Annotated in this window: 22 protein-coding genes; 4 read left to right on the forward strand and 18 right to left on the reverse strand. The window is 61.3% G+C overall.

The genetic code is table 11. From position 1 onward, the window contains the following. Positions 1-73 precede the first annotated feature (73 nt). Together A6F65_RS11815 and A6F65_RS11820 are read left to right on the forward strand one after the other, a co-directional pair. Positions 74-2,113, forward strand: coding sequence for an HAD-IIB family hydrolase (locus A6F65_RS11815; RefSeq protein ID WP_067789140.1), 2,040 nt, complete (start codon positions 74-76; stop codon positions 2,111-2,113). After that, positions 2,110-2,997 (forward strand): glycosyltransferase family 2 protein, encoded by an 888-nt coding sequence (locus A6F65_RS11820; protein ID WP_083989509.1) that lies wholly within the window; start codon positions 2,110-2,112, stop codon positions 2,995-2,997. Before A6F65_RS11815 ends, A6F65_RS11820 begins: the two co-directional genes overlap by 4 nt. Here the strand turns inward: A6F65_RS11820 and A6F65_RS11825 are convergent. The 6 genes from A6F65_RS11825 to gntA are packed head-to-tail and all read right to left on the reverse strand — an operon-like array spanning position 2,990 to position 6,386. Next, positions 2,990-4,093 (reverse strand): glycosyltransferase, encoded by a 1,104-nt coding sequence (locus tag A6F65_RS11825; RefSeq protein WP_067789143.1) that lies wholly within the window; start codon positions 4,091-4,093, stop codon positions 2,990-2,992. The genes A6F65_RS11820 and A6F65_RS11825 overlap by 8 nt on opposite strands. Continuing rightward, positions 4,090-4,344 carry a hypothetical protein gene (locus A6F65_RS11830; protein ID WP_067789146.1) on the reverse strand — a complete coding sequence of 85 codons (255 nt, stop codon included), beginning with the start codon at positions 4,342-4,344 and terminating at the stop codon, positions 4,090-4,092. Before A6F65_RS11830 ends, A6F65_RS11825 begins: the two co-directional genes overlap by 4 nt. 8 nt (positions 4,345-4,352) lie before the next feature. After that, entirely contained in the window at positions 4,353-4,853 is a 501-nt protein-coding gene (locus tag A6F65_RS11835) for a hypothetical protein (protein ID WP_157093135.1), read from the reverse strand. A gap of 8 nt (positions 4,854-4,861) precedes the next feature. Further along, on the reverse strand, positions 4,862-5,143 hold the full coding sequence (locus A6F65_RS11840) for a hypothetical protein (protein ID WP_067789152.1): 282 nt from the start codon (positions 5,141-5,143) through the stop codon (positions 4,862-4,864). Next, positions 5,143-5,739 carry a DUF1989 domain-containing protein gene (locus A6F65_RS11845; RefSeq protein WP_067789155.1) on the reverse strand — a complete coding sequence of 199 codons (597 nt, stop codon included), beginning with the start codon at positions 5,737-5,739 and terminating at the stop codon, positions 5,143-5,145. The genes A6F65_RS11840 and A6F65_RS11845 overlap by 1 nt, the downstream gene beginning before the upstream one ends. Beyond that, positions 5,736-6,386 carry a guanitoxin biosynthesis heme-dependent pre-guanitoxin N-hydroxylase GntA gene (gntA, locus tag A6F65_RS11850; protein ID WP_067790626.1) on the reverse strand — a complete coding sequence of 217 codons (651 nt, stop codon included), beginning with the start codon at positions 6,384-6,386 and terminating at the stop codon, positions 5,736-5,738. Before gntA ends, A6F65_RS11845 begins: the two co-directional genes overlap by 4 nt. Before the next feature lie 176 nt (positions 6,387-6,562). On the opposite strand from gntA, the gene A6F65_RS11855 reads away from it, so the two are divergent. Next, positions 6,563-7,279 (forward strand): hypothetical protein, encoded by a 717-nt coding sequence (locus A6F65_RS11855; protein ID WP_067789158.1) that lies wholly within the window; start codon positions 6,563-6,565, stop codon positions 7,277-7,279. A 49-nt stretch (positions 7,280-7,328) separates the two neighbouring features. On the opposite strand, the gene A6F65_RS11860 is transcribed toward A6F65_RS11855, so the two are convergent. Then, positions 7,329-8,105, reverse strand: coding sequence for a hypothetical protein (locus tag A6F65_RS11860; RefSeq protein ID WP_067789161.1), 777 nt, complete (start codon positions 8,103-8,105; stop codon positions 7,329-7,331). Further along, positions 8,102-8,446: a hypothetical protein gene (locus A6F65_RS11865; RefSeq protein ID WP_067789163.1), complete on the reverse strand. Its 345-nt coding sequence runs from the start codon at positions 8,444-8,446 to the stop codon at positions 8,102-8,104. The genes A6F65_RS11860 and A6F65_RS11865 overlap by 4 nt, the downstream gene beginning before the upstream one ends. Before the next feature lie 90 nt (positions 8,447-8,536). Between A6F65_RS11865 and A6F65_RS12755 the strand changes: the two genes are divergently transcribed. Continuing rightward, positions 8,537-8,806, forward strand: coding sequence for a helix-turn-helix domain-containing protein (locus A6F65_RS12755; protein ID WP_083989511.1), 270 nt, complete (start codon positions 8,537-8,539; stop codon positions 8,804-8,806). Here A6F65_RS12755 and A6F65_RS11870 read toward each other — a convergent pair. The 10 genes from A6F65_RS11870 to A6F65_RS12760 all read right to left on the reverse strand — a co-directional run bounded on the left by A6F65_RS11870 (position 8,763) and on the right by A6F65_RS12760 (position 24,051). Then, positions 8,763-9,296, reverse strand: a complete 534-nt coding sequence (locus A6F65_RS11870; RefSeq protein WP_067789166.1) for a hypothetical protein — start codon at positions 9,294-9,296, stop codon at positions 8,763-8,765. The two genes, A6F65_RS12755 and A6F65_RS11870, sit on opposite strands and share 44 nt — an antisense overlap. Further along, on the reverse strand, positions 9,296-9,661 hold the full coding sequence (locus A6F65_RS11875) for a DUF3768 domain-containing protein (protein WP_067789169.1): 366 nt from the start codon (positions 9,659-9,661) through the stop codon (positions 9,296-9,298). Before A6F65_RS11875 ends, A6F65_RS11870 begins: the two co-directional genes overlap by 1 nt. Before the next feature lie 56 nt (positions 9,662-9,717). After that, a complete protein-coding gene (locus tag A6F65_RS11880; protein ID WP_067789172.1) occupies positions 9,718-10,299 on the reverse strand; it encodes a tyrosine-type recombinase/integrase in 582 nt (193 codons plus the stop codon). A gap of 674 nt (positions 10,300-10,973) precedes the next feature. Then, positions 10,974-12,959: a heavy metal translocating P-type ATPase gene (locus tag A6F65_RS11885; RefSeq protein WP_083989513.1), complete on the reverse strand. Its 1,986-nt coding sequence runs from the start codon at positions 12,957-12,959 to the stop codon at positions 10,974-10,976. Next, positions 12,949-16,230 (reverse strand): efflux RND transporter permease subunit, encoded by a 3,282-nt coding sequence (locus A6F65_RS11890; protein ID WP_067789175.1) that lies wholly within the window; start codon positions 16,228-16,230, stop codon positions 12,949-12,951. Before A6F65_RS11890 ends, A6F65_RS11885 begins: the two co-directional genes overlap by 11 nt. Next, positions 16,220-17,371, reverse strand: coding sequence for an efflux RND transporter periplasmic adaptor subunit (locus tag A6F65_RS11895; RefSeq protein WP_067789179.1), 1,152 nt, complete (start codon positions 17,369-17,371; stop codon positions 16,220-16,222). The genes A6F65_RS11890 and A6F65_RS11895 overlap by 11 nt, the downstream gene beginning before the upstream one ends. Beyond that, positions 17,368-18,633, reverse strand: coding sequence for a TolC family protein (locus tag A6F65_RS11900; RefSeq protein WP_067789182.1), 1,266 nt, complete (start codon positions 18,631-18,633; stop codon positions 17,368-17,370). Before A6F65_RS11900 ends, A6F65_RS11895 begins: the two co-directional genes overlap by 4 nt. A gap of 58 nt (positions 18,634-18,691) precedes the next feature. Continuing rightward, positions 18,692-19,054 carry a hypothetical protein gene (locus A6F65_RS12985; protein ID WP_157093136.1) on the reverse strand — a complete coding sequence of 121 codons (363 nt, stop codon included), beginning with the start codon at positions 19,052-19,054 and terminating at the stop codon, positions 18,692-18,694. 678 nt (positions 19,055-19,732) lie between these two features. Beyond that, the gene (locus A6F65_RS11905) at positions 19,733-22,432 is read right to left on the reverse strand and encodes a DEAD/DEAH box helicase family protein (protein ID WP_067789185.1); all 2,700 of its coding nucleotides are present in this window, start codon (positions 22,430-22,432) and stop codon (positions 19,733-19,735) included. Further along, complete coding sequence (locus A6F65_RS12760; RefSeq protein WP_083989515.1) at positions 22,432-24,051, reverse strand: site-specific DNA-methyltransferase; 1,620 nt, start codon at positions 24,049-24,051, stop codon at positions 22,432-22,434. Before A6F65_RS12760 ends, A6F65_RS11905 begins: the two co-directional genes overlap by 1 nt. Between the last annotated feature and the right edge of the window lie 20 nt (positions 24,052-24,071).

The following is a 24,071-nucleotide window of genomic DNA, read 5'->3' on the forward strand; positions in this document are numbered from 1 at the left end:
ACCTTTATTACACGCAAATTGAGGAACTTAGTAGCCCTAGCAGACATCGGTGTCTCGCAAAGGGAAACCGATCATGTTCGTATGTCATGTCGCTCTTCAAGGGTGCCTTAAGCTCGATCAAACCGTCTACGGGATCACCGCCGACACTGGTGGCCATATCAAATACCTGCTTGAACTCGCGCGCACGAGCATAAGCGACCCTACAATTTCGCGGATCGACATCGTGACGCGCGGCTTCGATGAGGCGACACTCGGCCCGGTTTACAGGGCCGGTCGCGAAACCGATGGGGATCTGCGGCTCGTCAGGCTGGACGACGGAAGCGCTGAGTACCTGCCGAAGGAAGCATTGCACGCGCGCCATGCGCAGCTCTGCGAAGCTTTTGGGAAATACCTGCTCTCGCTGGACGAACTTCCCGATGTGATCCACGCACATTACGCCGATGCGGGGGTATTGGCGCGCTACGCGAAGGAAAAGTTCGACATACCTTATGTGTTCACCGGTCATTCGCTCGGTGCCGTAAAGAGGGAAGTCTCGGACAGAACCGACGATGCGTTGGAAACTCGCATCGCTATCGAGGAGAATGCAGTCGAGGCAGCCGATGCGATCATCGCGAGTTCGCGCGACGAAGCTGAAGCACAATATGCCCATTATGCAAACGCCGAGAGCGGCCGCATCCGGGTGATCCCGCCAGGCTGCGATCTCAGCGATTTCGAAGGGGCGGAGGTTACCCCGAAGGTCGCGAACGAAGTGGCCCGCTTCCTGAACGATTCGGACAAGCCCATCATCTTGGCCATCGCGCGTCCGGTGCGGAAGAAGAACCTGCTCGGCCTCATCGAGGCGTATGCGGCTAGTCCGAGCCTGCAGGACGCAGCAAACCTGGTACTGGTTGCCGGATGTCGCGGGCTGATCGCGGACCTGGAGCAGGAATGCCGCGAGGTGCTGAACGAACTGCTTGCAGCGATCGACAAGCATGATCTCTATGGAAAGGTCGCTTATCCGAAATTCCATGAACCGGAGGATATCCCGGCCTATTACGCCCTTGCCCGTCAGAGCGGTGGGGTCTTCGTTAACCCCGCCCTGAACGAACCTTTCGGACTGACCTTGCTGGAGGCGGCAGCGGCGCGTCTGCCGGTCGTCGCGACCGATAGCGGTGGACCCAATGACATTGTGGAGCGCTGCAAGAATGGGACGCTCGTCTGTCCGATCGATCCCGAAGCCATCGCGCAGGCCTGTCTGGAAATTGTGACCGACCGTTCGCAGTGGGTGCGTTTCGCTTCCGCTGGTGGTGACGCCGCAGCGACGTATGACTGGCGCTCGCACTGCGATGTCTATCACCGGCTTCTGGAAGACCTCGTTCGTGTTCCCGTGCGAGTACCTCAATATCAGCGCCTTCTGATATGCGACATCGACAATACACTGCTGGGCGACCGGAACAGCTTGCGCGAGTTCTTGCGATGGCAGGCCTCGCAGTCCGATGACGTCGCGCTCGGTATCGCTACGGGGCGTAGCTTCCATTCGGCGCAATCGATCCTGGCCAGCGAAGGCGTTCCGAACCCCGACGTCATCATCAGCAGCGTGGGCACGCAAATCCATTGGTTCGACCGTGATCGCAGCTGCTTCGTCGAAGACGCGGCATGGCGGAGAAGCGTCGAACGGGATTGGGACCGGCCATCCATCGACGACGTTGCGAACGAAATCGGCCTTAGGCCTCAAGCGCTTCTCGAACAGCGCACTGGAAAAGCCAGCTTCTTCCTGGATGGACGAGACAAGCAAGAGGTCGAGCGTGCGTTCCGGTCAAACGGCGTGTCCGTTGAAGTGGTGACAAGCCACCAACTTTATCTCGACATACTCCCCGCCGGGATCAACAAGGGATCCGCCGTCAGCCATGTTGCCGACGAACTGGGACTGCTTCGTGCACGGGTTGCTGTCGCCGGGGATAGCGGAAATGACCTGGGCATGCTTCGTTCGTGCGTTCATCCCATCATCGTCGGTAACTGGAGCGATGGTCTCGGTGACGACCCTGCGCTTTCGCACGCCTATATCGCGAAGGCATGCCATGCGGCCGGTGTGCTTGAAGGCGTGAAGCACTTCCAGGCGCGGGGAAGCTGGTGACTGCTTTCAACTCTGTCTCCGTGCTGACGCTGATACGCGGTCGCCAGGCGCATTTCGATCACCTGATTGCAGGTCTTCGGGCGCAGGTTTCGCAACCGGACGAGTTGGTCGTTGCCTATATGCAGCCGGACCCGCCGGATTATCCGGACGATCTAACGTTTTCCGTACGATGCGTTCGTGTTGACGGCGACCCCCTGCCCTTAGCGAAAGCGCGGAACAGTGCTGCAAAAGCTGCTGAAGGGGACGTGCTGGCATTTCTCGATGTAGACTGCATTGCAGATACGCAGTTTGTTCGACGGGCAAGGGAAGCATGCGCGGCAGATGCCAGGCAAGTGTTCCTGCCAGAGGTCAGATACCTTCCGGCACAGCAGGGCAGCTGGATGACGGACGCTGAGGTACCGGATTACGAAAAATTGAAGGCACATGGTGAGCGACATCCGGCGAAACCGAACTTGGAAGACTGTTCGATCGCGCCCATTGATGATTTCGGCGAATTGTGGGGACTGTCATTCATTCTGTCGCGTGGCACTTGGAAGGATGCGGGCGGGATGGACGAAGCCTATATCGGTTATGGTGCGGAAGAAACTGACTTCGCCGAGCGATTACGGGCAAGCGGCGCGCAACTCTATTGGCTCGGCGGGACGATCTGCTTTCACCAGCACCACACCGTGTGTAAGCCCCCCTTGCAGCATTTCGACACAATCGTTCGCAATGCCCGGACCTTCCATGACCGCTGGGGTCGGTGGTGCATGGATTACTGGCTGGACGATTTCGCCCGCCGAGGACTGGTCCGGCGTAGCGGCGATGAACTTCAGGTATTGAGAAGGCCAAGCCGTTCGGAGGTGGAAGCCAGCGAGCAACCGCCGCACGTCCGTTTCAGCTAGATTGCCACAGCCTCTCGGCTTCCTCTTCGAGCCATTGCGCGGCGTTCCTGGCAGCTTCCGGATCGTGGAGCCGGGCAAGCGCACCGGGTTCGAGCATGTTTGTTTCCGCGAGCACCGTCTGCCATTCCGGAATGGATGCGGGCCAAGTTTCGCGGACGACCGCCGCGCCCAGCCGTTCGAGCTGCTGCGCCTTCGCCCGTTGCTCATCGAAATATCGCCATTCAGGGATGCACAGGAACGGCTTTTCCGCCCGAGCGATCTCATGAACCGTATTGTCGCCTGCCGAGGCGACGATCTTATCCGCTGCCGAGAGGTAATCGGTAAGGTTATCGATCCAGCCCAGTTCGCGAAGGTTGCCGAATTCGGTCTCGTGCCCCTCCCTGTGAACGGGTCCCGCGACGAGCCATAGCGCATCTGGCTCCGCCCGAGCGGCGACAGTAAGCGGAGCGTACGGCGTGCCCGATCCACCGCCGCCCGCGATGACCAGGGTAATCGGCAAGTCTTCCTCCAAGCCAAGCTTTTGACGCGCCTTCAACTTATCAAGAACCGGATCGCGCGTGGTACACAGGCCGCCGGTATAGTGCGTCCGCCGCCGAGCCCATTCGGGGTAATCGCTCTGCTCCATGGCTTCGTCGAACGGTGCAAGCATGCCAACGCTGGCTTCGTACGCGGCCCGGTGTCCGGCATCACCGCGTTGGCCGTGCATCCGGATGGAGACAGCCGGAACGCTCATGATCCGGGCGAGCAGTGCGATTTCGGCGGATACGTCAACGACGAACAGCGCCGGATCGGTATGCCGTAAGGTGTCGGCGATGATGCCCATGTGCTCGCGCATCTCGGCGACGCCGAGCGGGACGCAATGCATGACAGATGGCGTCGGCTGCTCGTGCAGGGCGGCGCTGCGCGATGGCGCACCGATCATGTTCGGCAGTTCGATGATCCGGGCCTCGCGCGGCATTTCGTCGAACTGTTCAGGAGCAGCCGTCAGCACGACCAATTCGCGCGTTTCCGGCAGGTGTTCGGCGATGGCCATGATCCTGTTCGCGTGACCGCGCCCCTGGTGATGCGCGAAAAAGGCAATCGGCTTCCCGGTCATGTCGTATGTCGTTCCTTGTCGTTGCCGCCCGGCAAATTGGTGTCACCGGCTTCAGCTTTCGCTCGCCCGATGGTCCAGTTGGCCGCCATGCGTATCTTGGGGTTGGGGACGCACCAGATCTCGCCGCCATCATCCAGCGCGGTCACCCAGATCAGGTCATGCTCGACACCATAATCGACCACGGCGAACGCCATCCCCGATCCTTTTTCCAGGACGTGGACCGGAAGGGGAGTCTGAAGCTGCGTGAACATCGCCGTGCCTAACTCTTCGGGGCCAGAAAATCGACGTCATCGTGCGGGGTCAGTTGCGCGATGAGCGCCCGGATGGTCGAAAACAGCAGCGTCACCATCGTGACCAGCAAGGCGCTCAATCCGACGACCGTCCAGTACAGCACCTTGAACAAGGCGGGGAACCAGTCCGTCGGCACCTTTTCGAACTCGCCGATCGGCAAGGTCATTACCAGAAGCATGATAACCGAACCGGCCATCAAGACGGCACTCGCCATGCTTACCAGGTAGATACGCCGGTACATGGGCAAGTCGAAGTCGGCATCGACGCGGCGGACAAGGCCGAGGAGGGTCAGCATCAGTGCCATCGTTGTTGCCGCACTCGCGGCTATGGCGCTACCGAGGTAGAGCGCGGGACCGGTAAGGGCTTCCAGCATCTCGCGCGCGTGAAGGGCGGAGTAGATCGTCCCGGTGGCAAGATGTCCGCCTACCCCGACCAGCACGACCACGAGGCCGGCGACGGGCGCCAGCAAAGGATATTTCACGCCTTCGCCCCGGAATTCCCGTCGGCCTTCTCATTCTCACCATCGCCGGCAAGCAGATAGCGATACACTCCGAACAGGTTGATCAGCAGCAGGCAGACATTCTGCCAGCCAATTCCTTCCGCGTCCGGACTGAGGAACCCCCATGCGACCAGTGCCATGGACGATGTAACGAACAGCACGAAAGCCCACCCTGTCACGCGCGCACTGACATTCGATGCGACGATAAGGGCCGCAATGACGGCAGCGATTGCGCCATACCATTCGAGCACTTCCAGCATCAGGCCGACCGCCCCGGCTTCTCCACCCGGTAATCGATCGGTTTGAACGTCCCGCCATTCGACGCGTAGGCCGAACACGCGGTAAGGCCGACGATGAGATCCATCTCGGCCCTGAAACGGATCAGGTCCCCTGCCTTGCTTATCGGCGGATCGACCCGCAACTTTCCGCCCTTATCGACCGGCACGTTCATGAAGACATTGAATGCCGTCGGAATGGCATCTTCGCCGATTCCATATGGTGCGAGTGCCGCTGCGAGGTTGCCGAAGCACCCCTGGTGCACCGGTTTGTCGGGATAGAAATGGCGGAAGGTATCCTTCGAACAGGGTGTAAGCAGAAAATCGTGCGTGCCCACGGTGTCCTCGAGAATGCTCAGCATGACCCTCGACCGGTTGGACCAAAGCCGTGATCCGGTCGTAAGCTTGACGCTTTCCTCGTAGTCGAATGTTCGCCCGTTGGAGATCACTTCGCCCAAATCCTCGGCAGCATAAGCGACCAGGTCGCTAACCTGCCCGCCTTCCCGGTCGATGACGACAAGTTCGTCTCCGCGCGAAAGCTCGATTGCTACACCCGAACGGGGTTCGATCCGATGGGTCATGATGCGCGCGGATCGGAAAACGGGCACGACCAGTCGTCGCCAACGGCACGACCGCTATACTGCCTAGCCTCGCTCGCCTCTCCGTGCCGCGCGAGCATGGGATTCAGACTGCCCGCAAGCTTGCGGTCGCGCTCCAGTATCGCGGTACGCATGCGCTCGTAACGCTGCGAGCGGCGAAGCGCCTCGAACTGGTCGTGCAGGTTGAAGACGAGCGTCGGGTACGGCGAGCGGCGCGCGGGCCGCGATGCGTTCGGATGCATCCCGACCACGAAATACGCCTGACCGCCGAAACTGAGCGAGAAGTGCGGGTCGGTAGGATCGCTACTGACCTGGTCGGAATATCTTTGGCCGCGCCAGCCATCCTTGGCGGCCAGCGATTGCAGCCGGTCCCACATCGCTTCTTCGAATTCGACCTCGTTCAAGTCTCGCGGTCCGCCGAAGACGACGACGAAGCTTCGCAGCCCGGACGGGTCGGCAGCATAGTCAGCGCTCCATTCCAGCAGCTGGCCGTGAACGGCCACGTCATTCCACGCGCTCGTCAGGTTCCAGCATGTTTCGATTTGCAGCCTGTCCGTTGCTAGCGCAGATTTCGCGCCGACACAGGGGAATTCGCGGTCTGCAATATGCTGCCTGAAGGTTTCACGCATGCGAACGTGATCCAGCTTGTCGGGCGCCCCCGCCTTTTGCGATACCAAGACCATGTGGACCCAAGGTGCGGTAAGGCCGAAGGTTTCGTACAAGTAACTTAAATCAGGCGAAATTCCCGTTGGTCCAGCCTGGCTCGAACTGGCCTCCTGGTCGCAGTCTTTGTAACCGGTCCGGGATGTCCATTGAACGGTTTACAGTGTTCGGCCAGAGATGCAGCGGCACCAACGCGCTCATCAAGCTGGTCGAAACCAACTTTCCCACCCTGCCCTTCTGCGAGGAAACCGGCTTCAAGCACTGGCTCGTACCGGAAAACAGGCCGATCCCGTCGGACCTGCTCGTGATCGTAATTGTTCGCGAGGTCGAAAGCTGGCTGCGCAGCCTGCATCGCAATCCCTGGCACGTGGTGCCCGAAATGCGGGACCTTGAATTCTCGGACTTCATCCGCGCCGAATGGCGAACTGTCTGGGACGAAGATTTCTGGGGTATCGACGCATCGCATCCGCTTTACGGGAAGCGGATCGAGGAAGAGACCTGTCCGGTAACCGGCAACCCCTTCGCAAATGCTGTTGCGATGCGAACCGCGAAACTGCGGAACTGGTCCGCCCTTTCCCGACGTTCGGCAGCGTTCCTCAACGTCTCGCAGTCCGAACTTGTCGCGCAACCGGACGAGATCGTGGGACGGGTTGCAGCACTGTCCGGGCACGACATGCCCACGCAGTTTGAGCCTATCGGTTCATACAAGGGCCAGGGCGGTCAGCCGTTCAGTCCGACGAGGTATGAACCGCTTTCTCATCAAGATCGGAAGCACGTGAAGTCGTTTCTCGACTTTGAGCTAGAGGCCACGGAGCCTGTACGAAAAGAATCGGACAAGCTTTCACGGGTGGTTAGCTGAAGATTGGCAACCTTTCATAACAAGCACGACCAATCGCGTCCGGGGCAGTTTAGCAATTCTCCAGCGCCTTAGCCGCCTGATAGAGACTACCAGTCGGCAATTCGAGCGGCGCAATGTCGCTCTCCGGCCCGATCTCCAACCGATCCGCTTGCTTCATGGCATCCGTCACCCAGAAGCCATTATCGGTGAAAGCGTAAGCATTGGTGATAGGACCATCCTGCTCGTACTCGACCATAAGCGGCAAACCTGTATCACCGAAGCCGACCGCAAGGATGCGCGGGAAGACTGGGCTAGGCCATCCATCCCACACGATCTCGATACCGACCTGCCGGTTTTGCTTATGGAAGCGCAGGGCGATGAGTTCGCCGCTGCGTGAATACGTGCCGCCGCTCACGGAGCAGCCACGGCCATCGGGAGAGGCTTCGGCGCCTGGCGCCTCCACAAGAACGAACTCCGCCGGGTTTACTGACAGGTCGTTGATAAGGCTCGGTCGTATCGATGTGGAAGCCAAGCTCTGCAGAAAGCCCGATGCATCTGCTGCGTTGTCGAGCTGGTAGCGATCATCCACCATGTCGAGGTCGAAGTGAACCTGATTGATCGCTTCGCCCAGCGCGGGTGAGTAGGCCGTGTCCAACTCGCCTTTGTAGAGGCCGGTGATACGCAAGTTCTGTTTAACCGCGACCGCCTGACGCTCCGGCATATCGGTGTAGACGCGGTCTAGCACTGCCTGCTCCTCGGCAGTCAGCGGATCGGGTGAACAACCCCCAACACCTAGCGCAAGGCTAGCTACGATGGCCAGCGGCGATACTCGAAGTTTGAAGCTCATGCCGGAAGTTCCCACCGGATGCGCGCCTGATGGATGGAGTGCTCATCGCCATCGAAGGTCCATCCTTTGGCCAACAGCGACTGCGCGACAATCTTGTTGCCCTTGATGCCGTAGAACACGGCGGCGGCAATCAGCAGCACGCCAACCAGCGAAGATGCCGACGATCCCATCGTCAGCACGGCGAAGATGCCCAGCGCAGCAACCACCAGCCCGTGCTTCCAGATGCCCTTCACGAACTGAGGGATGCCGTAGAAGGGCGTGAGCAGTAGGAAGAACCAACTAAAGCCCACCTTGATGTTGCGGGTTTTGCCCGTGTCCGGGTCGTTAAGTGTAACGTACATATTGGGTCTCCTTTTCGATGGTGATAGCGTCGGCATTATGGGTCGTAAATACCGTGGCCGTAGAGGCAGTTTATCTTTCCAAGTGCGCCGATGGCGCGCGTGTCTGGAAAGAATGGCGACAAAGAGCTGCTGACGCAGATCGGTTCGCGAATACGAGCGCGGCGGGGCGAACTTCTTTTGTCGCAGGAAGCTCTTGCCGATGCGGCGAAGATCGACCGTTCGCATATGGGGAAGATCGAGCGCGGCGAGCGCAACGTTACCATTCTGAATCTGGCGAAGATCGCCGCTGCGCTTGGCTGTGAACTCGCTCAGCTTGTTAGCGACGGGCCGCCACCGCCAAGCACAGACTGCGCCGGATAGAGGATAGCGGCACCCAGTGACCGCCGCTGCTGTCAAAAATGATGGCCCGCGTCCGCGAATACCCTGCCAGCACGGTGTAATGCTCATGCCGATGCACACTGGCGATGATCGGTCTGCCTTGCAGGAGGGTGCGCTTGATGACGTCGAGCCGGTCGGGCGAACCTCGATGAATGGGCGCTATGGTCATTTGCAGACGATCGTCCGACGCGACGCGGGCCACGCGCTCTCCTATGCGCTTCAGCATCGTCCACGGTATGCCGGTGTTCAGCCGTTCCCTGAGGTCACCGCGTTCGGCCAGGCGGTAGATGGCAAACGAGAACAGAGTTGCGCTATCGTAGCGACCCAGCGTTCCGGCCTCGGTCTTCAGCAAGCGGATCGCATTGATGAGCGAATAGATACCGCACAGCCCATCGAGCTCGCCCTGCTGGATTGGCAACAATCGCTTCGATGCGGGAAGCCGGAATGACTGCGGCAAGATGTCGTCCGCCATCAGTACTCTCGCGCCAGCATGATCGTGAGCACACGCATGGTGACGGCATCATCGGCAGGGTCGTCCGAACCTGCTTGCAGCGAACGATCGTAATAGTCGATCTTCCAGAACAGCTTCTCACCACGGTACGTGAAGGCCCCGAAGTCGTGCTCGCCATGCGGGTCGTTCTCCTCGGTGAACTCGTCGAACTCGCTGACCATCACGACGATGTCCGGCAATGCTCCGTTTGCCAAGTCGATCACGCCCGGAGTGACGAACAGCTGACCTTGCCCGCGCCCCTTGCGCAGCGCATCGTTCAACTCCCGAATGCGTAGCTTACGGTCCTGCGTGGATTGCAGGCACGCGTCATCGCTCTGACTTTCCATGGTCAGTGTCCTTTTTTCAAATCTTGAGGGATTGCAGCGAGCCTCGCTGCCAGGGTTTAGATCAGCTTTATGAGCTTGCGCTGGGCGTCACGATCGCCCTGGATGTACCGTTCGGTCGTGGACAGCGCCCGGTGCCCCGCCAGTTCCTGCACGTCGCGTAAAGAACCGCCGACCTTGGACAGCGAGCGCGCGGCGGTCGTGATGAAAGTACGGCGGCCAGAATGCGATGAGGCGCCATCGATGCCGAGGTCACGGTAGATCGCAGCAAACCAGTTGACGATACTCTGCGATGTCATCGCCCCGCCCCGTTCTGACTGGACTATGAAACCGGACCTCGGCGATCCCGAAGCTTGATGATGTTGACGAAGGGCCTTCTTCAACTCAAGCTGCAGCGGGATGATCCGTCCACTGCCATATTTAGCAATCGCCCCCGGCACGGTGAGCGCGTCAGCGATCTTACCGTCCGACCGCAATACCATCGGCCAGGTGAGCTGACTGATCTCGCATGCCCGCAAGCCAGCTTTGAAGCTCGCCAGCACGATGATTTGATTTCGTAGAGGGTGCCGAAGCCTGCCGACATGTGTGTACAATCGGCGCACGTCAGCCGGTTCGAGCACTCGTGCGGGTGCCCGTCTCATGGTTATCTCCGATTTTTAAGAATGCGCAGCGCATGCCGCTGCTGACTGTCAATTAGCGCAACTTAATGGCCATGTCAATTTGTTGTTTAAAATCAACCTGTTGAAACGAGTTCAAGCCATTGCAGCTGTTTACAAGTGAACGACCGAATTTGGGCCGAAAGAAGACGAGCCGGTTACGGAGGTCAGATAGTGGAAAGCTGTCGTTCCACTTTCGGCTGCGATCGCGACGTTCTGGCACCCGGCACAGAGATTGGTCCTGCTCTCGTCATGGCCGGAGCGCGCCACCTGCTGTTGCCGCTGGCCGAGCGGCAACGCTGGCCACGATGACTTACGACCTCGACGCCGGGCGCACTCTCGTGCGGGCGCACGATCTCACTACCATCAGCCTGGTCTAGCGGGCCGGGCAAGACCGCTTCGTTGTGCACAACGCCTTCGCTTCAGGCGGTGTGCTGGAAGCCCGGCCACCGGCGCAGCGGCGGGGGCGCTGGACGGTTATCTGCGCGATGCCCACGGCCCCGCGCCCGAACGGATCACGATCATGCAGAGCGAGGACATGGGCAGCCTGTCGCAGATCACGGTCTAACTTCCTTCTGAACCGGGATCGCCCCTGTTCGTGTCGGGAACCACCCGCGCGATCAACTGTTGAAGTCATCTGCTGCGCGAGCGTGCCTCGGTCACCCCTCGTAACGCAGCAGGCGCAGCGCGTTGAACACCACCAGCAGGGTCGAGCCTTCGTGCGCGATCACTGCGGGGCCGATGCCCAGGCCCAGAATGGTTGCAGGGACCAGCAGCGCCACCACGCCTAGGCTGACATAGACGTTCTGGCGGATGATCGAGCGGGCCTTGCGCGACAGGCCGACGGCGAAGGGCAGGTGCCGCAGGTCGTCCGCCATCAAGGCGACATCGGCGGTCTCCAGCGCCACGTCCGACCCCGCCGCGCCCATCGCGATGCCCACGGTGGCGCTGGCCATCGCGGGGGCGTCGTTGACCCCGTCACCGACCATCGCGACCATCCCCTCCTTGCCGAGCGCGGCGATAGTATCGACCTTGTCCTGCGGCATCAGGTCGCCGCGCGCCTCGTCCAGTCCCACCTCGCGAGCGATGGCTTCGGCGACGCCGGTGTGATCGCCCGAGATCATCACCATCCGCTCGATCCCCAGCGCGCGCAGTTCGGCGAGCGCCTCGCGTGCGCCCTCGCGCGGGGTGTCCATGAGGCCGATGACGCCGAGGTCGCGCGTCCCATGGCGCACCACCATCGTCGTGCGGCCTTCGGAACGCATGCGCTCGATGAGGGCGGAGGCCTGCTCGCCTAGCTGAGCAATCCCGTCCGCACCGAACATCTCTGCCTTGCCGATCAGCACGGTTTCGCCGTCCAGACCCGCGCGGACCCCGCGTCCGGTCAGACTTTCGAGCCCGCCTGCCTCCAGTCTCGGCCCATCCCCGAGCCGTGCCGTGCCGTCGCGCACCACCGCCTGGGCCAACGGGTGATCGCTCAGCGCTTCGACCGCCACAGCCACTTGCAGCAGCTCGGACTCTTCAACGCCGTCCACCGGAAGCACGTCGGTGATGCGGGGCTCGCCTTCCGTCAAAGTGCCGGTCTTGTCGAAAGCCATCGCCGTCAGCGTGCCGAGATCCTCCAGCGCGGCGCCCCCCTTGATCAGCACGCCGCTGCGGGCCGCGCGCCCGATGCCCGACAGCACCGCGCTGGGCGTAGCGATGGCGAGCGCGCAGGGGCTGGCCGCGACAAGCACCGCCATCGAGCGGTAGAAGCTGTCGCGAAACGGCTCGTCCACCACCACCCAGGCGAACAACAGCAGCACGGCGAGCACCAGCACGGCGGGCACGAAGATACGCTCGAACCGGTCGGTCATGCGCTGGGTGGGCGAGCGACCCGTCTCGACCGCGGCGACCAGTTCGGCGACCTTGCTGAGCGTGCTTTCGGACGCGATGCGCGTGACCTCGATTTCTAGCGCGCCGCTGCCGTTGATCGTCCCGGCGAACACGCGTTCATCGTCTTTCAGGGCTTGCGGCTGCGCCCGCGCTACTGCGCGATCCGCCACGGGCGCCTTGTCGACCGGAATGCTTTCGCCCGTGACCGGAGCCTGATCAATCGCCGACCGGCCCTTGATGACGAAGCCGTCCGCCGCCAGCCGCTCATTGGGGCGGACAAGTACGACATCACCCACGACCAGCTCTTCGACCGGCACTTCGATCGACTGACCATCGCGCAGGACAGTGGCACGGTCCGGAGCGAGCTCGGCGAGCGCGTCGATCGCCCGCTTGGCCCTGCCCATCGCGTAGCTTTCCAGCGCGTGGCCGAGGCTGAAGAGAAACAGCAGCAGCGCCCCTTCGGCAAATTCGCCCAGGATCGCCGCCCCGGTTGCCGCCACCAGCATCAGCGAATCAATCTTGAACTGCCGTGCCAGCGCGTTCTGCACCGCTTCGCGCAAGGTGAAGAACCCGCCGAAGAAATACGCTGCGACATAAAACGCCAGCGGCAGCCAGTCGGGTGCCGAGGGAACCAACTTTTCCACCGCGAAGCCTGCCGCCAGCGTAACGCCGGACAGGATTGCGAAGGCCAGCTCGATGGGGACGCCAAACAGTCTGGCGTCCCCGTGGGCGTGGTTGTGCTTGTCGGTGTGGTTATGATCATCCGCCATGATGCGGTGCTCCTTCGATAGCAGGTTCGATTTCGGGAAGGTCGTCCCGTCCGCGCAGCACCAGCCGCGCGATGGCGGGCAGCACGAACAGGGTCAGCGCGGTCGCGGTAATCAGGCCGCCGATGACCACGGTGGCCAGAGGACGCTGCACCTCAGCGCCCGTTCCGCTGGCGATCGCCATCGGCACGAAACCGAGCGAGGCGACCAGCGCCGTCATCAGCACCGGCCGTAAGCGAGCGAGCGCGCCGTCTGCGATAGCCTCCGCTAGCGGCAGGCCATCGGCCAAGCGCTGGCGGATCGCGGTCATCATCACGAGCCCGTTCAGCACCGCCACTCCCGACAGGGCGATGAAGCCGACCGCCGCCGATACGGAGAACGGCATTCCGCGCAAGGCAAGGGCGAAGACGCCGCCCGCCAGCGCCATCGGAATAGCACTGAACACCGCCAGCGCGGGAACCCAGCCGCCCAGCGCCATGAACAGCAGCAGCAGCACCAGCGCGAAGCACAGCGGCACCACCAGCGAGAGGCGCGCCTGCGCTTCCTGCAAGTTCTGGTACTGCCCGCCCCATTCGATGAAGGAGGCCGGGGGCAGGGTGACGCCATCGGCCACCTTGCCCTGCGCTTCCTCCACGAAAGAGCCGAGATCGCGTTCGCGCACATTGGCCGACACGATCACCAGCCGCCGCCCCTGCTCGCGCCGCACCTCGGCCAGCCCATCCACCACGCGGAAGCTGGCAAGCTGTCGCAAGGGCACGCTCACGCCGTTGTCGAGCAGCACTGGCAAGGCGCCGAGCTGGTCGAAATCGTTGCGCGTGGCGTCGGGCAGGCGCACGACCACATCGAACCGGCGGTCGCCGTCGAACACCAGCCCCGCAGGCCTGCCGCCCAGCGCGATGGCCACCGATTGCGCGACCTCTTCCACCGTCAACCCGTAGCGGGCGATGGTGGCGCGATCGAAATCGACGTCGAGCGTGGGAAAGCCGGTGACCTGCTGGACTTTGACGTCGGCGCTGCCGGGTGTGGATTGCAGCAATTGCGCCACTTCCCCGGCGGACGCTGTCAGCGCCTCCAGATCGTCGCCATACAGCTTCACCGCAACATCGCCGCGCACGCCCGCGATCAGCTCGTTGAAGCGCAGCTGGATCGGCTGGCTGAACTCGTAGAGATTGCCGACAAGTCCGCCCAGCTCCTCCTCCATCTGCGCCACCAGATCTTCCTTCGCCAGGTCCGGATCGGGCCATTCCTCGCGCGGCTTGAGGATGACATAGGCATCCGATGCATTGGGCGGCATCGGGTCGCTCGCCACCTCCGCCGTGCCGGTGCGCGAGAACACCAGCGCGACCTGCGGAAAGGCCGCCAACTTGCGCTCGACCTGCCGCTGCATTGCCAGCGACTGCTCGATCCCGGTCGAGGGGATGCGCAGCGACTGCACCGCCAGATCGCGTTCGTCGAGTTGCGGCGTGAACTCGCTGCCGAGGAGGGTGAACACCACCGCGGAAATCGCGAAAAGCCCTGCGCCTGCGCCGATCACCGGCCAGGGCCGCGCGATCGCCCTGCGCACTGCCGGGCCGTAACGGGCCTTCGCAGCGCGCACCGGGCGAACCTCCTTCTCGGTCAGCTTCTTGTTCAGCAGCACCGCCACCATCGCCGGAACGAAGGTGAGCGAGAGGACGAAGGCCGAAGCCAGCGCCAGCATCACTGTGATCGCCATCGGCGAAAAGGTCTTGCCCTCGACCCCCGTAAAGGTGAGCAACGGGGCATAGACCAGCAGGATGATCGCCTGGCCATAGACCGTGGGCTTGATCATTTCCTGCGCTGCGGCGCGCGTTTCAGAGAGCCGTTCCTTGAGGTCCAGCAAGCGCCCTTCGTGATGCTGGCGGGCGGCCAGTCGCGCAACGCTGTTCTCCACGATGATGACCGCGCCATCAACGATCAGTCCGAAATCGAGCGCCCCCAGGCTCATCAGATTGCCCGAAACCCCAAGCCGGTTCATCCCGATTGCCGCCATCAGCATGGACAGCGGAATGACCAGTGCGGCAATGATCGCGGCGCGGATATTGCCAAGCATGAAGAACAGCACGGCGATAACCAGCAACGCGCCTTCGGCGAGGTTCTTTTCGACCGTGGCGATGGTCGCATCGACCAGCGAAGAGCGGTTGTAGACTATGGTGGCCTTCACCCCTGCGGGCAGCGAACTCTGGACCTCTTTCAACCGCTCTGCCGCCTCTGCCGCCACTGTCCGGCTGTTTTCGCCGCTGCGCATCAGCACCGTGCCGATCACCGCTTCCTCGCCATTGAGCGAGGCTGCGCCTGTGCGCAGATCGCCACCGATTGCCACGGTGGCCACATCGCCGATCCGCACCGGCACGCCTTCGCGCGTGGTAACGACCGCCTGTTCGAGATCGGCGATACCGCCCAGCCGCGCATCCACGCGCACCAGCAAAGCCTCTCCCGCACGGTCCACAAAATTCGCACCCTCCGCGAGGTTGGCGCGTTCAAGCGCTTCGATCAGTTCGTCGAAGGACAGGCCATAACCGGTCAGCCGCGCGGGATCGGGCTGCACCAGAAATTGCTTCTCGAAACCGCCGATGGAATCGACTCCGGCGACGCCATCGACCGAACGCATCAGCGGCGCGATCACCCAGTCCTGCACGGTTCGCAGGTATGCGGCTCGCGCCACATCGCTATCCAGCCGGTCACCGCGCTCGGTGACGAAAGTGCCGTCCGCCTGCCAGCCGGTGCTTCCACCCCGCGGGGCATCCTTCCCGCCCGGATGGACATAATCGACCGAATACATCAGCACTTCGCCAAGGCCGGTGGAAATCGGCCCCATGGACAGCTCTGCACCCTCCGGCAGCTCGGAACCGATCGGGACAAGTCGTTCGCTCACCTGCTGGCGCGCAAAATAGATGTCAGTCCCTTCCTCGAAAATCGCGGTGACCTGGCTGAAGCCGTTGCGCGAAATGGAGCGGGTCATCTCCAGCCCCTCGATCCCCGCCAGCCCGGTTTCGATGGGGAACGTCACCTGCGTTTCCACCTGATCAGGCGAAAGCGCGGGCGCGATGGTGTTGATCTGCACCTGCGTGTTGGTGATATCCGGCACGGCATCGATCGGCAGGCGTAGCAGGTTCAGCGCGCCCCATCCGGCGACCAGCAGGGTAAGAAGAATGACCGCCCAGCGGAACCGCACTGACAGGTCTAGGATCGCGCCAATCGGGCCGGAGCGGCTGTCTGCCTGTGTTGGTAATTGCGCCTGTGCATCAGTGACCATGGGTTGCGCCCTCCTTGCCCAGTTCGGCCTTCAGCAAGAAAGCATTGGTCGTGGCGATGATTTTGCCGGGTTCGAGGCCCGACAGGATCGTCACCCTGCCGCCAGAACGGTTGCCCGTTTCGACCGGCTGGGTGCGGAAACCCGTGCGGGTGCGGACAAAAACGACCTCGCGCCCCTCCACGACCTGTACCGCGTCTTCCGGTATGGCCATCCGGTTCGTATCGATCTCTCCCGAAGGCCGCAGACGGGCCTGCAGGAAAGATCCGGGCTGCAATCCGGGGATGGACCGCACTAGACCCAGCACGGCGGTTGCCGAGCGGCTTTCCGGGTCGAGCGAGGGCGTGACCGAGCGCACCCGCGCACCGATCTCGCGCCCGTCGGGTAGCAACAGTGCTGCTTCGTCGCCGGGGGAAATGCGGCTCGCATCGACGAAGGGGAGGGCCACTTCCACTTGCAGCGCCGCCGGGTCAACAACGCGGTAGAGTTCGTCGCCCGCGTTGACATAGGCACCCAGCGTCGCATCCGAGGCGGTGATGCGCCCCGACAGCGGGCTGGTGACGGCCAGAGAGCGGCCATCGCCGCTGACTCCGGCGGCGGCATAGGCTGCCTCCGCGCGGCGCACCTCGGCCTGGGCGACCATTAGGTGGGCGCGCGCTGTTTCGAGATCCTGCCTGGCAGTGACACCCTCTTCGAACAGCCGCCGTTCGCGCTCGTAAGCTGCCTGCAATTCCACTGCTTCGGCCCGCGCGGCGCTGAGCGTTGCTGCCAGATCGGCTGCTTCGGCACTCTCGATCCGTGCCACCACTTCACCGCGCCTGACGCTGTCGCCGAGCGTCTTGGAAATGCTGCGCACGATGCCAGGTGCCCGTGCGTCGATGACACCGACACCCGTTGGACTGGCCACGACCGTCGCGGGGAACAGCAGCTCGACCGCCGCTCCGCGCCCGACAGTCTCGAGTGAGATCCCGGCATTTCGAATCTGCTCCGGCGAAAGCGTGAGGACGCCTTCGACCTCCGCTTCGGTGCCCTCGGCATGATCATCCTCGTCATGGGCTTGAGGGTGATCGGGCCAGGCAGCCCATGTCCCGATCATCAGGGCGGCGGCGGCGATGCCGCATGCGATCTTGTGCGCGGCTTTCATCGGACCTCTCCCGCAGGAGTTCCCAGGAAGATGAGGCGTGCAGCGGCCTTGCTCCGTTCCTGATAGGCTTGGATTCTCTCCTGCAATAGCGAATCACGCGCCTCGCCCGCCGCAAGGACTTCGATCAGCGGGAAGCGACCGTAGCGGTATCCGATCAGCACCAGTCGCAGCGCTTCTTCGGCTTGCGGCAGGGCATTAGCCTCGAGCACTTCGATCCTTCGCTGGCTGGCAAAGTAGTCTGTACGTGTCTCTGTCACCGCTTGGCGATAGTCGGCTTCCGCCACCCGCAGGCGAGCATGCGCGGCATCGGAATTTGCCTGCGCTGCGGCGATATTGCCGGCATTGCGATTGCCGAACGGGAACGGGATGGAAACGCCGAGCACGAAGGCCTGGCTGTTGCTTTCCGAAGCGTGCCTGAGCCCCGCCGAAACCGTGACATCCGGATACCTAAAGCTCGTCTCGCGGGTAATCGCGGCGCTGGCCAATTCGCTTTCCGCTACGGCGATGGCCAGTGGCAGGCCGTTGTAATCCGTGGCCAAATCATAAGGGGGCCGGATCTCGGGAAAGTCCGCAGGAACTGTCCCGGCCCAAGGCCCTGGCATCAACGCGCCCAAAGCTTCGCGTGCAGTTGCGCTGCGGGCCTGTGCCACTTCCAGATCGACTTTCGCATCGGCCAGCTCCGCCTCCGCACGCATGGCGCGCAGAGGAGGTTCCCGTCCCGCTTCGACCAGCACACGCGCAATGCGCGCCAATTCTGCCTTCCGATCGAGGATTTCGCCTGCCAGTCGTACCATGGCCTGCGCGGCAACGGCGTCGACATACCGTTCGCGCACTGCAAGCGCCAATTCGGCTCTGGCATATTCTTCGAGCAGACCGGCTGTCCTGACATTGGCGCTCGCGTAGCCGACCCGGGCATCCCGCTTCCCACCAAGTTCGAATGTTTGCGCGTAGCCAAGCGTGTACTCGGTGGCTCGCAATCCGTTGAAAGCCCCTGTTCCGGCGAAGTTCTCGGCATCGAAGGTGAGTTCCGGCCACGGGCCCTGGCGTGCCTGGTCGACGAGCGCTTCAGCCGCGCGAACATCCGCCTTGGGGCCGATGAGCCGTGGATTTGCAGTCGTTTCGACGGGAATATCAGCAACGCCGGCCTGTAGCAGCGCATCGTCGAGCGACATGACGCCAGTGGGTTCAGCTTGAACGGCGCCTGCCGTCCAAACCAAAGCGAGCGCACCCAGCGGGGCGCTGCGCCACAAATCTGTAAACATAGGGAAATTTCCTTATCTGATATGACGGACAGCTGCGCGCAGGCAGCCGAAGGTCAAATCAGATACGAGGAGGTCTTTTGGGACCGTCGCCAGTCAGCGAACGATAGGCCGGTGCCGACCCGATGCGCCAGGTACCCGGGTGCGAGGCAAAATGCATGGCGGAATTCTGGCCGGGCAACGCGCTTGATGTGTGATGGCAATGGCCATGCGCGCAGGAGGAGTGTTGTTCTGGGGCCTCGGGAAATTCTCCGTCACCGGCGATATCGCCAGGGCTGGCTGCATTGTCCGAAAGCTCGGTCACGTCATGGCCCACGAATTCGGATGCACAGGCAGACGCATCGACCGCCGCGGCCACAAGCATGGTGGCGGCGCACAGACAGGCCATCAAATTGAGCCAAACGCTGTGGATCGAATGTTGCATGCGCACACAGGCTGGCCGGAATCGTCCGAGCTTACAAGGTCAATTTCAAATACAATCCAGCTTCTTGGCAAGTTCCCCTCGGGTGCTGGAGTATCCTTGCGATCAAGAATCGCATTGCCGATTGCCCGCTGCGCATGTCCGCCTGCGCGACAGCGGACAGGTGGCCTCGAGGACCGTCCCTTACCGTCCGTTTCTGTTCGGGTGTGCGCAGCCGCCGATGTCCAGCTCGCGCGCGGATTGTAAACAGTCGGCTGGAAATTGTGACATCATACTATCATTGTATTGCGCTATGTGTCTTGCCGGACTTGTTCGGTGGAGCTAATGGCCGACCGTCCTGGAGCTTCAGATTCTCGCGCGATCCGCGGGCGTGTGGCTCGCGGCTCGGTGTGTCATCGCGGCGTTTCCCCTCGTCCGGGCCGAGATGTCTTTCGGGCGTAAGCGCCGTCCGAATGGCGTTAAATGTGATGCCTCCAGCAAAACATCCCTCCACTGGCTGGCTGCACCAACTACGGCAAACCAGGTAGCTGCGCCGATGCGGACCGTCGGCAACTTGGGGACCGGTCAACGCCGTGTCATTAATGTCCGCTTTTGGGCCCGTCGCTCAGGTCGCCGAATAACTGAGAATGGGGCGCAATCCAGTGATGTCACTTTTACGAAAAGCTACTGAGTTGCCAGTCGCTATGTCTTTGTCGAGATTGCAAGCTTGATCTGTTCGCGGACGTCCATTCCAGCGACCGACTTTTCCGCCAGCACGTACACACCTCGGCCATCGCTCGCGCGTTGCCATAATTGCCCGATCGCGCGTTTTGCGAGGGACTGATCGACCAGGTGAGCACCCTTGTACTCGACTACCAGGATGCGGTCATCCTTCAGCTTCGCAACGAAGTCAGGGTAGGTCCAATTCCCGCCGTGGGCCACCGGCAAACGGAAAGCATTGGGATGGCCTGCCACGTTTCGAACCCAGTATTCGATCTCGTCAGTCGCGTCGATGAGCTGCGCGGCCTTGAATTCATCACCATCTGCTCCGTCATCACCCTTGCCATCGAAGCGCGGCACGCGGTCAGGACCCAGAAAGTGTTTTGCGAAGGTGTATTTCGTGCCCCGGTATGTCGGCACGCCGTCAAACATCCCTTCGAAGAAGCGGAAGCCGTTCTCGAACGAAACCGCGACATCCGCATCGGGACCGAACAGGCATGCCTGATAGGCATTCTGCTTTGCCGCCTGCCGCAGGGCGTCGATCCTCTCATCCAGTTTGCGCGCGAGGATGAAACGGCACCGCATCAGGGCGGCAAGCGGAATATTCCGTGCGCCGACAAGGTATCTTACTACACTCGAAAGCCATTCGACCTTCTCGCTGTCAGGAATATCGATCGCGCGGATTTGCCGGGCGAGTAGGGCGACCAACCCAGCCTCGCTCCACCCCTCCACATCGATATCGAGCAACAATTGGTCGGACTGGTCTGTGGGCCTCAAGGTCAGGTGATTGCCGTCCAGATCGATTTCGAACCCATCTTCGGTCACGCTGACGTCGAATTCATCCTTCCCGAGCTGGACCGATGCATCCTTCAACGACCAATCAAAATACTCCGTGAACCGTTCTGTGTCCGCCGGAAACAGGTCGCCTTGCACATGGGCCATGAGAGCCGGAGCAACGAATGATGCTCCTCTTTCGGCAGGCGAGGCGGAAAGCGCATATTCTGCGTGATAGCTCGCAACTTTTTCCCGGACGCGATTGGCTGCTTCTTCGGGTAGCTCAGCCGCGACCCGCTCCAACTGCTCATCGCTGACGAAGCCCGTGACAACAACCTCTGCCTTGCCGGCGTCGCTCTTGGTCACGGTCAGCCGATCCGACGATGCAGCCCGCGCCCTTTCAAGCGCTTCCTCATTTGCCGCGACCTCGATGCGCGCCGTCGGTCTCGGCCTGCGCTGGGGTGCCCAAAGGCCGTCTGTGTCATCGGAACCGAATTGCGGGTCGGCTTCGATGTTCGCTTCAGCTTCGGTTTCTTCAAAACCCATTTCCACCAAACGATCGCGCAAGGCCGTCGCGGCTTCGGCGAAGCTCTTGCTGACGAGGTGGGCATACGCCTTGTTGAGCTTCGGCGATTTGCGCCGCTTCGCATACGGCATGCGCAAAACTCGCCCAAGCAGCTGTTCCGCATCGGTCGAACTCTTGATGTTCGCGACCGAGCAGAAGACGTAAGCGAAAGAGCAATCCCAGCCTTCCTTCAATGCTTCCTTCGTGATCACAAATTCAATCAAGGGGTCAGCATCAGGGTCGAACAGATCGATGCCGTCCAGTTCGCGCTGTTCTCCGGTTGCAATGGCGATGCTGCTTTCGTCGATACCGTGTACGTCGATCAGGTGCTGCTTGAGCACGTCCACGGTCACATCCTGACCCTTGTCCTGCGCCTGGAACAGGACGATCGGGCGGATATACCCCTCGCGGTCCCGTTCGGCCTCTTCCGCCAGTTCTGCACGTTTGGCGATGGCGGCCGTGACAGCGGCTTCCCACGTCTGCTGCTCGCCAAGGCGCACGGGCAGCTTAATCATCTGCTCGTTCTTAAGCTCCAGCGCACTGACGGCGTGCAAGATGTTGCTCTTCTTGTGCGGGGTGGCCGTGAATTCGATGACGGCGGCCGGGTTTACCCGTGACTGCATCTCGCGCGAGAGACCGGTGACGGCCTTATGCGCCTCATCCACGATCATCAGCGGGCGGTGCAAGTGCATGAGGTTGGCGAAGCTGTACCGGATGTCTGCCGGATCGCCGCCGACCTTCTTGGCTACTTCCTCACCCAGAGGTTCCAAACCGGGAGTGCGTCTGTCCACGCCGGTGAAAAATTTCTCCAAGTTCTCATCATGGGCATAGACCTTGCGGCCATCGGTGCTCTTGACCCGGAGGTTCTGGATGGTGCCAACGAATACGCACAGGTGCTGACCGAGGTCATGCTTCGCCAGGCGCCTGAAATCCGCCATGTCGAAGACCCGCACCGGCTCGCCGAAATGTTGGGCCAGCGCCTTGCGATAGGGATGGCGCGGATTCTGCAGGGCTTCGGCGGTCTGCTTCCTGATTGTGGTCGATGGCACCAGCCACAGCACAACGGGATACTCCTGCCCGATGTAATCTTCTGCAGCAGCGGCGATGGAATGCGCGGCCAGCACCGTTTTCCCGCCGCCGGTGGGAAGGCGGAGGCAGACATACGGCAGTTCTTCGTCACCCAGCAAAGGGGTGTAGCTGCCACCATAGCCGCGCAGGCGTTTCGCCTGTTCGGGTTCCTGCGTAATCGCCTCGTAGGCTGCTTTCGGGCCGCGTATACGAGCATCGCGCAGGAAGCGCCGGAGGATGGCGAGCGTTTCGCGCTGATAGGTCTTGAGTTCCATCAGCGCGCCTTCACATCGTAAGGTGTCTGGCGGAAAGTGATGCCTTCGCGCTTGCGCGCCTCTTCGCCCAGACGGCTCGCCTCGCCATAGACGATCAGCGGTCCTTCGAAGCCGCCCGCCGCCTGCCGGATGGCAGACAGGGTCTTGCGGGTCAGGACATTGCCGCCCGATACGCTCTTGTCCCCCAAGATGCCGTTGTAGAGCAGGGCAATGCCCTTCCCCTCGTGCACTCCAAGGAATGGCGAGGCAGCCTCCTTCGCAAGCGGAGCACCCGTTTCGGCAAACCAGACATGGGCAGCGAGCGGCGCGAACTTGATGCCGGGCGAAATGGAGCCATCCGGCGTGAAAACTTCGCATCCGAGGCGGTAGAACGCGAACTCGCCGCCGCCTTTCCAACCTTCCAGCTTGCTGATCCCTGAGGCATCATTCTGACATACCTTTACAAGCCTCTTGTGGCAGTGGGTTTCAGCCTGCTGCCCCCTTTCAATACCAATGAGCCTGCGCCTCATCTTCATCGCGACCGCTGCCGTAGTGCCCGAGCCTAGAAAGCTATCTAGAACCAGATCTCCAGGAACAGTGATAAGCTGCAAACATCGGCGTATTAACTTCTCCGGTTTCTTTCCCTTTTTGAGCCGCACACCGCCTTCCCCTGCAATACCCTCCCAAGATATGTCATCCCAGATATTGGTGAGCATCCTAGCTGGCGTTTGGACTCCGTCGATTTCGTGTATATTCTTGTCATAGGTCAAAACTTGCTGGCCATCTAGCACTATGACATCGTCGTGGTTTACCCGAGCCATCTTTAGGACTTGCCCTTTTCGCTCCAGAGACTTGTATTTTAGATTGACGATGTCCTCTCCAGCTCCGCTATCGCTGATCTCTGCCAAACGCATAAGATGCTTAGCGTTGTCTACGTAGAACTTTTTCAGTGCGTTAGATGGAGAAAGACGTCCCGCATCTTCCTTCAAATATTGATTGATCCTTTTGGTTGCAGACTCAATATTCCACTCCCTTGGATCATCGTCAGGGTTATTGATCCATTTCTTGTAAGCAGTGTCTGGTTCTCTAGCCGTCCATACTCTGCGTTGAGGCATTTTTGGCTTGTCCTTTGCATACCACAGCAGATATTCTGATGCTTTGAATACACCAGGATTGACCGTGCTGAACGCAGAAGGAGAGCGTGCTTTTATCGAAATACGCGAGACAAAATTGTCTCGGCCAAATATTTCATCCAAAATGACCTTGGCATAGTCCAGTTCGTTGTCGTCTAGGTGTACAAACAAGGCACCATCGTCTTTTAACAAGTCTCGAAGAAGTTCAATTCGCGGGAACATCATCTGCAGCCAGAGAGCATGCTTCCAACTGTCATCATAGTTCTCGAACTCCTTTCCCGTACCAAAAGGCGGATCGATGTAGATGCATTTTACCTGGCCGCGATAATACGGCAGGAGAGCTTTGAGGGCCTCCAGATTGTCGCCCTGGATGAGCATGTTGCCGCCATAGCTGCCGTCGCCCGGATCGCCGTGGCTGAGCGCGTCGTCACGCTCCAGCAGCTTGTAAGGCACGCGGTCCGCCGCCTTCAGGTCCTGCTCGCGCGTCAACCAAGATAAAATCGGCATTGGACCCCTCTTTTTGCCTC

This window comes from Paraurantiacibacter namhicola (assembly GCF_001687545.1).
Lineage (GTDB): Bacteria > Pseudomonadota > Alphaproteobacteria > Sphingomonadales > Sphingomonadaceae > Paraurantiacibacter > Paraurantiacibacter namhicola.